Source organism: Pseudomonas sp. MPFS, from assembly GCF_022537035.1.
Taxonomy (GTDB): domain Bacteria; phylum Pseudomonadota; class Gammaproteobacteria; order Pseudomonadales; family Pseudomonadaceae; genus Aquipseudomonas; species Aquipseudomonas sessilinigenes.
The window spans coordinates 3,139,529-3,152,697 of sequence record NZ_CP066123.1 but is presented as its reverse complement, the minus strand read 5'-3'; the positions used below and the strand labels follow the sequence as shown (position 1 = coordinate 3,152,697).

Sequence of the window (13,169 nt, the reverse complement as noted above, 5' to 3'; positions counted from 1 at the left end):
ATATCCGTTGCTGGGGCCTCAGAACGCCCAGTCCAGGGTCAGGCCGACCCCATGGCTCTTGTCACGGCTGCCCAGCAATGCGTTGTAGTCCAGGTTGACCCGGGCCTGGCTGTTCAGGGCAATGCCTGCCCGGGCACCGACCACGGCGGCATCGCGATCCAGGGCGACCGCCTGGACCTTGTAGCTGTCGCCCTGGCCGGCGAAGGCCAAGTGCTGCTCGGAACCCACTGAACTCAGGTTGTGCTGCCAGCCCAGGGTGCCGGACAGCTCCACTGTCTGGCCCGTGGACAACTGCAGTTGCTTGCCCGCGCGCAGGCCCAGGGTCGATAGCCAGGCATCGCGATTGTCCTTGGCGCCCTTGAGCGCCGCAGCCCCGCCATGTTCCTTGAAGCTGTCGCTGTCCACATGCACGTAGGTCAGGCCAGCGAAGGGCTCCAGGGCGACACTGGGCAACGCGATTTTCCACGCCGCCTCGCCGAACACCTGGGTGCTCTGGGCGTCACGCTTGCTCTTCTGGCGATCGGAGACCTCGTTGTACTGCAGCTCGCGCTTGGTCTCGATCCGGTGCCAACTGTGGGTGCCGCCCAGGCTCAAGCGCACCTGCTCCAGTTCCTTCCCGGCATAGGCCCCCAGGTGGTAGCTGTCGACGGTGGCCGAAGAGTGACGCCCATCGCCCATGTTCAGCGAGCTGTCGCTGTAGCCAGTGAACACCCCCACGCGGGTGTCCTCACTCATCTGCCCGTCGACGCCCAGCAGCAGGCCGGCGATGGAACTGCTGTAGCGAGCCTGGGCGGAGTCACCATCGGTCTTGCCCCAGGCCCCCAGGGCCTTGACCCACAACCCGGTATCGGCGCCGCTCACCGCAGGCGCGGCCGCTACGCCCTGCTGGCGGGTTCGTTCACCCACGGCATCGCGCAGATGACGGCTGTCGTTGAGCAACAGGTTGCTCACCGCCGGGTGGATTTCCCCGGAAAGCTGGTCGAAGGCTTGCTGGGCGCTGCTCGCACTGGAGGACAGCAACAGGCTTTCATACACCGGATTGCCTGCCCCCAGGCGGTCGGCAGCCGCCGCCACCGAGCGCTGGTTGGCAGTCAAGCCGACACTGGCAAAGGAGGTGGCATTGCGCTGGACCGCCAACTGCACACCGGTACCGGAATAGGCCAGGCCGCCACCGAGGAACAGCGAGTTGGACGTCACGTTGGCAAAGCTGCCCTGCACTCCGCCTGCGGCATCCAGGATGTCGAACTGGCGCCCCACCAGGCTCGGTGCCTGCTGTGCTGCCAGGGAAACTCCCGGGTTTTGCAGGTCCAGCGCCAGGTTTGCCCCACCCAGCGAGGCCTTGCCATCGCTGACCAGGCGATCGGCACCGTTGGTGGCCACTTCCACGGCATAGGTCGAGCCCGGCTGGAAGGTCACATCGGAGCTCACCTGCAAGGTGCCGATGGAGTTACCGGGCGCCACCACGCCGCCAGCATTGGCGATCAGCGCGCCGATCCGGCCGTTACCGCCCACGATGCCGCCGGCATTGACCGTCACCGTCGATTGCAGCGAGCCATTGACTGCCAATCGTCCCTGGTTGACCAGGGTCGGGCCCGAGTAGCTGTTGTTGCCGCTGAGCACCAGGGTACCGACGCCCTGCTTGGTCAGGCCGCCATGGCCGCCGATATCGTTGCTCCACAGGTCCAGCACGCAACTCAGGTCGTTGCAACGCCGCTGGGTCGGCTTGCCGGCGTCCACCAGGGCGCCGATGCCCGGCAAGTCGGCCACGAACTGCGTTGGCCCGTAGCCGCCGGCGATGCGGAACTCCTCGGGAATGTCCTGCTCGGTGACCAGCATGCCCGGGCCGCGGATACCCTTGTCCAGGTTGATCATGCCCCAGCCGTACAGGGCATCGATGCCCGGCGCGCCCATGTCAGTGGCAGTGGTGCGCAGCACGCTGGCGATCTGTGCGCCGCTCATGTAGGGGAAGCGCTCCATCAGCACTGCCGCCGCGCCAGCGGCATGGGGCGCCGCCATGGACGTACCGTTCTTGTTGGCGTAGCCCAGGGTCAGGTTTTCCAGGCTGGTGCCGCCAATCACCGCGCTGTAGATCCGGGTACCGGGGGCCGAGACGCAGAAGCTTGCGGTATAGCCGCAACGGGACGAGAACGTACTGATCACGTACGGATTGGCGCTGCTGGTGTCGGGGTTCTGCTGCAACGCCGCCACGGTCATCCAGCTGGGAGCGATTTGCGGGACGAAATAGCCCAGCCCGGCAATCGCATCGGGGTTGTTCAGGTTGTAGTCGTTGCCAGCGGCGAAGATGGTCAGGACCCCACTGCGGGCAGCGGCGATGGCGCCGTCATAGGCACCGCCGGGCAAGGTGCCCAGCAATGGCTGGATCTGCGCGAACTGCGCGCGGGCATCGTCCACGGTGAAATGCGGGAAATCCGGATTGCGCCCACCCTTGGCGAAGCGATCGGTGATGCCGATGCCCCAGCTGTTGTTGATGATCCGTGCGCCGCTGTTCACCAGGCTGTCCCAGCCGGCCTTGTACACCGCGCCATCGTTGCCCAGGACGATGCCATCCTCGGGGCCGGGGTCGCCGTTGTCGGCACTGATGATCTGCGCGTCATAGGCCACGCCATGCATCTCTACGCCATCACGGTTACCGGCGGCGATCCCGCCGACGTGGGTACCGTGGGAGCCGAGCTTGCCATCCGAGCCTACCGACGGGCTGCCGTCATAACGAAAGGCATCACCGGCCTTCACCGGGATATAGGGGTCGGTGTACTGGCGGATGCCATTGGTGATGAGGGTCACGATCTTGTCCTGGCCGGCGAACTCCGGGTGCTTGGCATACACCGGCTGGTCGAAGATCCCCAGCTTGACCCCTTTGCCGCTATAGCCGGCGGCATAGGCGCTGTCGGCATTGATCGCCCCCAACCCCCAATCAGCCTTGAATTCACTGCTGCGCCAGCTACTGGCATCCCCCAGGCGCCCGCTCTCGACATAGGGCGCGGCCTGGGCGGTACCCGCCAGCACCGCCCAGCCCATCAATGCCCGCCCCAACGGGCGTAGCACCCTGCCCTGTCCAACCGTACGACCCTCGCTGCATTTGAGTTGCTTCACTACGACCTTCCTTAGCTGCATTGAAAAAACCGCATCAATAAAATGGCGCGAGAAACGCCCAGCCAGCGGGCGTTCCACTCGCCAGCCAGTGACCTTAGAAACGCCACTGGAGATTGAGCCCGGCACCATGCTGTTGCTCACGGCTGGCCAGGCGGCCCTGGTAGTCCAGGCTCAAGTCCAGGTTGCGCGTCAGCCCCAGGCGCGCCTGCGCCCCCACGACCGCTGCATCCCGCAGGGCCGGTGTACTGTCGACCCGAAACGCGCTATCGCTGCCGGCAAACGCCAGGTGTTCACTGTCCTGAGTGCCACTCAGGCGGTGTTGCCAGCCCAGGCTCGCCGCCACGTCCAGGCTTTGCTGCGAAGACAGCTGCCACTGCTGGCCGGCCCGCAGCCCAAGGGTACCGAGCCAGGCGTCCCGCCGCTCTTCACCGGCATGCAAGGCGGCCGCACCGCCCTTCTCATGGAAGCTGTCGCGCTCAAGGTTCTGGTAGGTCAGGTTGGCGAAGGGCTCCAGTTGCAGGGGTTGCAACATCAAGCGATAGGCTGCTTCGGCGAACAGCTGCTGGCTACGAGCATCGACCCGGGCCCGCTGGCGCCCGGACACTTCGCCGTAGGCCAGGTCGCGCCGGACCTGCGCACGATGCCAGCTGTAGCTGCCGCCCAGGCTCAGGCGCCACGCGTCCACGTCATGCCGGGCATAGGCCCCCAGGTGATAGCTATCCACCTTGGCTCGGGAATGGGTATCGCCCATGCCCAGGGAACTGTCGCTGTAGCCCGCCGCCAGGCCGGCCCGGGTCTGTTCGTCGAAATCCCGATCGACACCCAACAGCGCCCCCCCAGGGAGCTGGTGTAGGACTCGTTGCCGTCCACCCCCTCGATCCGCCCCCAACTGCCCAGGCCCTTGAACCACACCTGGTTCGCCCCCGACTCACCCGCCGGGGCCAGTGCGGAGCGTTGCAGGCGCTCGCCCAGGGCGTCACGAACCACAGAGCCCTGGCTGAGCAGCATCGAATCCAGGGCCGGATAGATTTCTCCCGCCAGCTGGCGCATGGCCTCCTGGGCACCCGCCTGGGAAGTCGAGAGCAGCAGGCTCTCGTACACCGGGTTACCCGGTCCCAGCCGTTCCACGGCCGCGCCGCTGGAGCGTTGGTTGGCGCTGGCACCGACACTGGCAAAACTCGCGGCACTGCGCGTCAGGTCCAGTTGCACGGCGTTGGCCGAGTAATCCAGGCGGGTATCCAGAAACAGATAACCAGGCTGGACACCGGCAAAGCGCCCGCTGACCCCACCTGCCGCTTGCAGGATGTCGTACTGGCGCCCGACCAGGCTCTGCACTGGGCCTGCGCTCAGCAGGTCCGGCCGGCTCTGGGGCAATAGGCTGACATTGGCGCCCTGGACACTGGCCTGGCCGCTGGCCACGATGCGGTCGCCGGCCGTGGGCGACAGCTCCACCCGGTAGCTGGAACCCGGCTGCAGATCCACATTGCCCGCCACATTCAAGGTGCCGATGGAATTGCCCGGAGCGATTCGGGAACCGGCTTGCGCGGTCAGCCCGCCAATCTGCCCGGTCCCTCCCAGGGTGCCTGCGGCCTTGACCGTGACCGTCGATAGCAAGCTGCCATTGACGCTCAGTTGCCCACCTTCGACCGTCGTTGCACCGCGATAGCTATTGGCGCCTCCCAGCACCAGCCAGCCGTCCCCGGACTTGACCAGGCTGCCCTGGTAGGACCGCTGCGCTGCGGCCGCATCCCGGGCCATGCCCAGGGCGTAGTCGGTACGGTCCTGCTGGCTGGCCCCCGGCGCCAGGCCATGCTCCCATCCCCGATCCTTGAGGGTCTGCTGCCAGGCCTGGTGTTCGGCGGCATCCTCGGCCTGGCGCTGGACCAGGGCCTGGTCGGAGATGCCATTGCTCCAGATATCACCCTGCCCGGCCCCCAGGTTGACATTGAACTCACCCAGCAACTGCCCGGGCCCATGCAGCGCCCGTCCCAGGTCCGGCACCCCCCAGCCGACCCGCTCGCTGGGGGCCTGGGTGGGCGAGCCATCAAGCTGCCGGGAGGTGGTCAGCAGCACTTGCAAGGCTTGCTGGTTGTTCAGGTACGGATAGCGCTCCATCACCAGGGCCAAGGCCCCGGTGGCATGGGGCGCAGCCATGGACGTGCCGTTGTAGGTCGCGTAGCCGCCACCGGGCACCGTGCTGGTAATCGCTGCGCCCGGTGTCGCCAGACACCAGTATTTGGCGATGCCGCACTGGTTGTATTTCTGCTGGTTGTTCTTGTCCAGCCCCGAGACGGCCAGCCAATGGCCCTCCAGGTCCGGCTGGAAGTACGGCAGCCCGGCGCGCACGCTGGCATTGGCATAACCGCTGTTGCCGGCGCTGAAGACATTGATCACCCCACGGCGCGAGACCTCGGCCGCGGCATCCAGCCAGGTCCCTTGCTGAAAGTGCTGGGCGTAGGCCGCACGCAAGCCGTCCAGGGTCTGGTAGCTGACATCCTTGGGCTGGCTACCCCAGCTGTTGTTGATGGCGCGTACCCCGGCATCGGCCAGGGCCCCATATGCGGCGGCGAAGTACTTGGGGTCAGGGCCTGGGCCGAACAGGAAACTGTCGTTGTGGTTGGTGTTGCCCACGTATACCTGGGCATTGAAGGCCACGCCGTGCATGCCATTGCCATCGCGCGCCGCTCCCATGGTGCCGGTGACATGGGTGCCATGGCTGTCGTTGGCGCCGTTGAGGACACCGGAGACATTGAATGGGCTGCCATCCAGGTATTGGCCACTGGCGGTGACCGCATGAAAGCGCTCGGGGCTGGCTTCGGGATGGGCCGGGTCGAACCCGGAATCCAGGGCGCCGATCTTGACCCCGGCACCGGTGATGCCGGCCGCATAGGCTTGGTTCGCCTGCATGCGTTCCAGGCCCCAGTCCTGCTGGTATTCGGCCGAACGCCAACTGGCGGGATCGCCCTGGCGGCCGGTCTCCTGATAAGCCGCCGCAACCGACAGCGGCAGTCCGGTGGCAAACGCCAGGCACAAGGTGCCCGTCAACGTCTTGAGCTGATCAGATCTCACATCCATGTCGATGACTTCTCTTGTTTTTGTTGTTGGATCGCCCATTCCGGGTCGATCGGTATACCGCTGCGTTGCCTGGCCGCAAGCTTGCGGCCCTATCGAACCAGGGGCGCTCGCCCGCCCCTGGCCCGTTACCTCGGCTTCAGGCGAAAACGAAGCTTGAGCCGTTGAGTCCCTCAATACCGACGCCCAGCAGCGTCACGGAGTAGTCGCCGACCTTGAGCAAGGTGTCGTTGCCATCCTGGGACACATGCTGGTTGTAGTCGTAGTGGGCGTCGATCCCCGGTACGCCCATGAACACCAGCTTGTCGCTGGCCTGGTAACCGTGGATCAGGTCATTGCCGAAGTTGCCGCTGAACAAAAAGGTGTTCACCCCGCCACCGCCGGACTGCATCACGTCATTGCCGCTGCCACCGACGAAGGTCACGTTGGGCCTGTCGCTGCCCAGGAAGTCGTTGCCATCATGGCCGAACAACCAGTCGCCATCGACGCCGGCCAGCAAGGTGTTGCCATAGCCATCGCCATTGAGGGAATGGTTGTAGGCGTACCACGCATGGCCGTCGAACATGCCGTCGGCGCTAAGGCTGTAGGTGACGTCCCGACCGCCCCACTGCCAGAAGCTGCCCTGCTCGTGGCTGACCAGCGCCCCGATATCGCGGGTCATGCTGATACCGCCGTAGGCATCGCGGATGTACAAGGTGCCGTCGCCGTCGTTGGCGATGGAGAAGTTCTGCAAGGGTTGGCGCAGCTCCAGCACGTTATGGCCCTGGCCACCGTGGATGATGTTGTAGCCGCCGTCATCGCGGAACCGATCATCGCCAGCACCGCCGTCCAGGTAGTCGTTGCCCTTGCCGCCGTGCAGCAGGTCGTTGCCATCGGTGCCGATGATGAAGGTGCTGCCGGTGTGCTGCTCGGCGTAGAGGTTGAGGTCCTTGACCCAGACCTGGTCGCGCTTGCCCTCGGACAGGTTGGAGATCACCACCGTGGAATCGCGACTGGTCAGGTCATAGAAATCCGAGGCGACCAGGCGATTCAGGCCCGCGGCGTAGTCCACCGCGCTATGGGCCGACCAGGATGCCGGGTTGAGGATGCTCTGGGGCACCAGCTTGCCCAGCAGCGACGAATAGTGATCGGTGAAGCTGACGATATTGTTGGTCGCCGACTCCTGGGGCCGGTCGTGGGTGCCCAGGGACGAGCCGTTGAAATGGGTACCGTCCAGCACCCTGAATACCGGATCGTTCTCATAGCCGATGTTCAGTACCTGTTGGCTATTGGCGCTCTGGGTCGGCGAGGCGAAGGCCACATAGTTGGCATCCTTGAAGAAACCGCCCCAATGCTCGCCGCTCATGGCGGCCAGGCTGTTGACTCCCAGCCCGCCCAGGCTGTGCCCGGTGACCAGCACGTCCTTGCCGGCCAGGCCCTGGGCAGCGGCGAAGCCAGCGACCTTGCCCAGCAGGTTGTCGAAGGCCAGGCGGCTGTAGTTGTCGGCAAAGCCCGGGGAGAACGCCGCCTGCAGGTCGTTCACCGCATCGGCGAGGCTGTCGGTGCCACGAAAGCTGATGCCGATGGACAGCAACTGCCCGCTGGCGTCGTACTTGCCGAGGATCTCCACCTGGGCATCGCTGACCGAGGCCTGCTCGCCGGAAATGGTGCCCTGGGCACTGACGTTGCCCTCATAGCCCAGCTGCGTCGCGCTGATCGGCCGCCAGGACGTCCCCGGCAACGGTTGCCCCGTGGGGGTCGAGGCATACAGGGCCAGGGTAATGGCGTCGCTGTACTGGGCTTTACCGGCACTGCCAAGGGCGTTCTTGTAATCGAAGATGCTCATCTGCTTTCTCCTTTTTTCATCCCTGTGCCCACGTCCTTCGGCAAAGGCCTAGGGCACTGTACGTTGGCCGAAAGCCTCATCGACCCTGGCCAGGTCAGCTTCACGCAGGGTGCCTGCGTAGTAGTGCAACTTGGTCCAGGCCATCAAGTAGTCGTAACGGGCCTGGGCCAGGTCGCGCCGGGTGGTGTACAGCTGCTGTTCGGCGTTCAGCGCGTCAAGGTTGACCCGCTCGCCCCCGAGGATGCTCTGCTTGGTGGAGACCACCAGCGCCTCGGCCGACGTCAAGGCCTTCTGATAAGCGCGCAACTTGCTCACCCCAGATAGACAGGCACTGAATTGCCGGCGCAGTTCAATCAGGGTTTCCCGGGTCCTGCCGTCCAGCTCGTATTCGGCCTGTTCCATATTGCGGCTGGCCTGGCGGGTCGAGGCCGAGACCCCGCCGCCAGCGTAGAGCGGCATGCTGATCTCGATCCCGATGGTGTTGGTGTCGTAGCGCTGGTTATAGGTGTTGCCACTCTCGGACTCGTTCTGGCGCGAGGTGGCGTAGGCGCTGAGCCTGGGCAGGTGCCCGGCGCGGTTACGCTCCACCTCGTAGCGGGCCACTTCCACCCGCTGGCGCTGGGAGGCCAGCATCGGGTTGTTGCTCAGGGCGATCTCATGCCAACTGTCATAGGTGGCCGGGCTCAGGGCGAACGACTGGAAGCTCTCTTGCAGCGGGTCCAGGTCTCGCACATCGATGGCCGGTTCACCGATCAGCGCCGCCAATTCGCGCAGGGCCGCATCCTGTTCGTCCCGGGCCTGGATCTCCTCGGCAGTGGCCAGCTCATAACGCGACTCGGCCTCGAGGATATCGGTACGCGTGCCCTCGCCCCGCTCGAACAGGTGGCGATTCTGCTGGAACTGCTGGTCGAAGGCCTTCTTCTTGGCCAGGGCAATGTCGATCTGGTCCTGGGCGAACAGGGCCTTGGTGTAGTAGTCCAGGACCCTGAGCAACAGTTCCTGGCTCTTGCTGCGAAAGTTTTCGTCGGCGAACAACGCCTGGGCTACGCCCTTGCGATAGCTGGCATAGGCCTCGTAGTCGAACAACGGTTGCTGCAGGGTCAGTGACGAGCCGTAGCTGTCGTAGTTGCGCTTGTCGGTCTGGTTGCCGCCCCGAGGGCTGGGGTAGGTCGCCTTGGAGTTGTTGTGGCCCTTGTTGTAGTTGTAGCTGAGCCTGGGCAGCAACCCGGCGCGGCCGATGATGCGGTTTTCAAGCCCGGCATCGCGCTCCTTGATCGCGGCGAGAAACACCGGATCGTTGCGCACGGCCAGTTCGTAGACCTGGAACGGCCCCATGGCCTGGGCCCCCTGGCACACCAGCAAAGCCAAGGTTGCAGCGAGGATGGAAAGCTTACTCATACGACGCGACATCCTTATTCTTCGGTCAGTGCAGAGCCAGCCCGGTCGAGCAGGGGCTTGAACAGGTAGTTGAGCAACGAACGCTCACCGGTGCGAACGAACATCTCCGCCGGCATACCGGGCTTGATCACCAGCCCGTTGAGCTTCTCCATGGCCTGGTCGCTGACGCTGCTGCGCAGCACGTAGTACGGCATGCCGGTACGCTCGTCGATCATCTGGTCGGCGGACACCAGGCTGACCTCGCCGGAGACCCGGGGTGTGCGACTCTGGTTGAACGCGGTAAAGAGGATATCGACGGGCAACTGGCTGCCGACCTTGTCCACCAGGTTCACCGGCAGGCGCCCTTCCACTTCCAGATGCGTGCCCTGGGGCACGATCTCCAGCAGCGTGTCGCCCTGGCGCACCACCGCGCCCTCGGTATGGACCCCGAGGTTGACTGCAATGCCGTCGGCGGTAGCGATGATCTCGCTGTGCTGCAAGTCGAACCCGGCGGAAGTCAATTGCTGCTCCAGGGTCTGGGTCTTGAGCTGGGCTTCCGCCAGTTGGCTGCGTACCTCCTTCTGGTATTCCTCGCCATGCTGCTGCAGCTTGAGCCGGGACTCGAGGATGCCCTGCTCCACTCGCCCGCTCTCACCGGTGTTCTGCGCCAGTTCCTGTTGAACCTGGGACAGCTGGCGCTGGTACTCCAGCAGGCGGTTGCGGGGAATGTAGCCGTTGTCGGCCAAGGGTTGCAGGTTGCCCAGTTGCTGGCGCAGGGACTCGGCCTGGCTGCCCAGGTCGCTGCGGGCCCGGCGCATGCCGGCCAGTTGCGCGGTAGCGCCCTCTATATTGGCGCGGATTGCCGCTTGCTCGCGCAAAAAGGCCTCGCGCCGGCTACTGAACAACTGCCGCTGGCCCTCGAGCACCAGGGCCAGGCGCGGATCGTCGCTGTTTGTCAATGACGCGGGAAAATCCACCTGCTTGAGGCCGTCGCGCTCACTGCGCCAGCGTGCCAGGCTGGCCATGGCCATGCGGTACTGGGCTTGCAGCGATTGCACATCCGCCGCTACCTGGGTCTGGTCCAGGCGGAACAGCGGCTGGCCCTGCTTCACGCTTTCGCCTTCACGTACCAGGATGCGGCTGACCACGCCGCTGCTCATGGACTGCACGGCCTTGCGCTTGCCCGACACCACCACGGTGCCTTGCACCGGTATCCCCTGGTCCAGGGGCGCCAGGGCCGCCCATGCGAAGAAGCTGCCAGCCCCTGCCAATGCCAGGAGCCAACCCATGCGCACAAAAAACCCGGCATCGCGTTCGACCCGCTCCGGCGCGTAGTCCTGTTCGATCATCATGCTGCTGTCCTTGCTCATGCGCCTTGATTGCGCGTAGGGGCCTGATACTGGCGGCTCATGCTCAAGCCGCCGGGAGCTGCTGCCGCGGGTCGCTCCCGAGGCGCATCCTGGGCCTGGGTCTGTTGCGCGCCGGACAGTGCCTTGAGTACTTCCTGGCTGGGGCCGAAGGCTTGCAATCGACCTTCGTTGAGCACCAGCAGCTTGTCGGCCAGGGCCAGTACCGAAGAGCGGTGGGTCACCAGCACCACGCTGGTACCGCGGGCCTTGAGCTGGGCGATTGCGGCCGCCAGGGCACTTTCACCAACGGTGTCGAGATTCGAGTTGGGTTCGTCGAGTACCACCAGGCTGGGGTTGCCGTACAGGGCCCGAGCCAGGGCCACCCGCTGCTTCTGACCGCCGGACAGGCCGCTGCCGTCATCCCCCAGCACCGTGTCGTAGCCCTGGGGCAGGCGCAAGATCAGCTCGTGCACGCCTGCCAGTTGCGCAGCCTGGACCACCTGCTCCGGGTCGGCCTGGCGAAAACGCGCGATGTTCTCGGCAATGCTGCCGGTGAACAGCTCGATATCCTGGGGCAGGTAGCCGATGTAGGGGCCCAACTCATCACGGTTCCAGCGGTGGATGTCAGCGCCGTCCAGGCGCACCACGCCAGCCAGGGTTGGCCACACGCCGACCAGCACCCGGGCCAGGGTCGACTTGCCGGAACCCGAGGCTCCCAGCACCCCCAGTACCTCGCCGGCATGGAGGCTGAAATTGACTTGCTGCAGGGTCGCGACCCGGCGCCCGGGAGGGCCGGCACTGACCTGTTCGAAACTTACCTCGCCCTTGGGGGTTGGCAACGACATGGCGGTGTCGCTGGGAGGGAACTCGCCCAGCAGCGCATCCAGGCGGCGGTAGGCCAGCTTGGCCGAGCTCCATTGCTTCCAGACGGCGATCAACTGGTCGATAGGGCTCAGCACCCGGCCCATGAGAATTGATCCGGCGATCATCATCCCGGCGGTCATGTCACCCTTGATCACCAACAAGGCCCCCAGGCCCAGCACCAAGGATTGCAGGCACAGGCGCAAGGTCTTGCTCAGGGAGCTGATCACCGCGCCGGTATCGCTGGCCTGGTTCTGCAGGCCGAGAAAACGTGAATGCACGCCAAACCAACGCTTGCGCAAGGCGCCCAGCATGCCCATGGCCTGGATGGTCTCGGCGTTGTGCAAATGACTGGTGGCCAGTTGCGTGGACTGCTGCGAAAAGCCGCTGGCTTCGCTCAGGGGCTTCTTGGTCAAGCCCTCATTCAGGTAGGCCAGGCCGATCAGCATCACCGCGCCCACCGTGGCCATGACGCCCAGCCAGATATTGAAGGCAAAGATCACCAGCAGATAGATGGGAAACCAGGGCGCATCGAAGAAGGCGAACAACGCCGGCCCGGTGAGGAACTGGCGGATATGGGTCAGATCGCCCAGGGACTGCCCGGCATGGCCTTCGCCCCGGGCCAGGTTACGCTCGAACGCAGCCTGGTAGACCCGCAGGTTGAAGCGTCGCTCCAATTGGCTGCCGATGCGGATCACGATAAAGCTGCGCAGCACCTCCAGCAGGCCGATGAACACGAAGAACCCCACCACCATCAGCGACAGCATCGCCAGGGTGGTTTCGTTCTGCGAAGACAGCACCCGGTCATACACTTGCAGCATATAGATAGAAGGAACCAGCATTAGCAAGTTAATCAACGCGGTAAAACAACCGACGCTGATCAAGATGCCTTTATATTCGCCCAGTGCCTTGAACAGTGGAGGTGCAGGATGAGAGTTCTTCACCATTTTTTAACCATTTCCCTGAGCTGTTAGTCCGCGTCCATTTGCGAAGAACCAATCTAGTACATAACTAGTTAATTGCTCTTTTTAATTCATAAAGCCTGCGGACACAGATAATTCGGACCGCTGTCTGCAACAGCAACCCGAACATACTCCTGTCGTTCAATCGAGAAACAATCCAGCGCCCATCCAATAGAGAACGAACAACCTCGACCGTTAATTAGCCGCACGCTGTAGAACTATCAGCTCGTCGGCCTTGAGGCGTGCTTCATACACCCCCTCTTGCTGGCGGCTGAAGAAAATCACTTTCGAACCTTCACGCCCGGTGATGGCGATGCCATCAGGCTCCGGGAACCAGCCGACAACGGCTTCCCCGACCCATTGCGACAGGCAGTCGGCGCCCGCCCCCAGGGCAGCGTTCTGCAGCAAGTCCAGGGTGCACGCGGTGCCCGGGCGGGCCTCCTGCTGCAGCTGCCAATGCCCAACCAGTTCCGAGGGGTCCGCCAAACGCAGGCTACTTGCCATGCTCATCGCTCCATAAAACATCATCAACGTCGCCGCCAGCCAGATGGCCGCCTTGCGACTCAGGGTGTGTGGGGTCATAAGGTACTCCGTCCGCCCGGTAGACTCGCC

Annotated in this window: 6 protein-coding genes and 1 pseudogene; all 7 read right to left on the bottom strand. The window is 64.5% G+C overall.

The window, feature by feature from the left end:
• Positions 1-18: 18 nt before the first annotated feature.
• The 7 genes and pseudogenes from I9018_RS14655 to I9018_RS14625 all read right to left on the bottom strand — a co-directional run bounded on the left by I9018_RS14655 (position 19) and on the right by I9018_RS14625 (position 13,139).
• Complete coding sequence (locus I9018_RS14655) at positions 19-3,036, bottom strand: autotransporter serine protease (RefSeq protein WP_241110145.1); 3,018 nt, start codon at positions 3,034-3,036, stop codon at positions 19-21.
• A 169-nt stretch (positions 3,037-3,205) separates the two neighbouring features.
• Positions 3,206-6,186, bottom strand: a pseudogene (locus I9018_RS14650) (autotransporter domain-containing protein).
• A gap of 136 nt (positions 6,187-6,322) precedes the next feature.
• Positions 6,323-8,008, bottom strand: a complete 1,686-nt coding sequence (locus I9018_RS14645) for a polyurethanase (RefSeq protein WP_241109903.1) — start codon at positions 8,006-8,008, stop codon at positions 6,323-6,325.
• A 48-nt stretch (positions 8,009-8,056) separates the two neighbouring features.
• A complete protein-coding gene (locus I9018_RS14640) occupies positions 8,057-9,418 on the bottom strand; it encodes a TolC family outer membrane protein (RefSeq protein WP_124346771.1) in 1,362 nt (453 codons plus the stop codon).
• Positions 9,419-9,420: 2 nt separating this feature from the next.
• Positions 9,421-10,755: an HlyD family type I secretion periplasmic adaptor subunit gene (locus I9018_RS14635; RefSeq protein ID WP_068588622.1), complete on the bottom strand. Its 1,335-nt coding sequence runs from the start codon at positions 10,753-10,755 to the stop codon at positions 9,421-9,423.
• Complete coding sequence (locus tag I9018_RS14630) at positions 10,752-12,542, bottom strand: type I secretion system permease/ATPase (protein WP_241109902.1); 1,791 nt, start codon at positions 12,540-12,542, stop codon at positions 10,752-10,754. Before I9018_RS14630 ends, I9018_RS14635 begins: the two co-directional genes overlap by 4 nt.
• Before the next feature lie 210 nt (positions 12,543-12,752).
• Positions 12,753-13,139, bottom strand: coding sequence for an AprI/Inh family metalloprotease inhibitor (locus I9018_RS14625; protein WP_068588617.1), 387 nt, complete (start codon positions 13,137-13,139; stop codon positions 12,753-12,755).
• Positions 13,140-13,169: the final 30 nt, after the last annotated feature.

Excerpts from the sequence above, each read along its gene's own strand:
- I9018_RS14625 (WP_068588617.1), bottom strand. The coding sequence starts at position 13,139 with ATGACCCCACACACCCTGAGTCGCAAGGCGGCCATCTGGCTGGCGGCG.
- I9018_RS14640 (WP_124346771.1), bottom strand. The coding sequence starts at position 9,418 with ATGTCGCGTCGTATGAGTAAGCTTTCCATCCTCGCTGCAACCTTGGCT.
- I9018_RS14630 (WP_241109902.1), bottom strand. The coding sequence starts at position 12,542 with ATGGTGAAGAACTCTCATCCTGCACCTCCACTGTTCAAGGCACTGGGC.
- I9018_RS14655 (WP_241110145.1), bottom strand. The coding sequence starts at position 3,036 with ATGGGCTGGGCGGTGCTGGCGGGTACCGCCCAGGCCGCGCCCTATGTC.
- I9018_RS14645 (WP_241109903.1), bottom strand. The coding sequence starts at position 8,008 with ATGAGCATCTTCGATTACAAGAACGCCCTTGGCAGTGCCGGTAAAGCC.
- I9018_RS14635 (WP_068588622.1), bottom strand. The coding sequence starts at position 10,755 with ATGAGCAAGGACAGCAGCATGATGATCGAACAGGACTACGCGCCGGAG.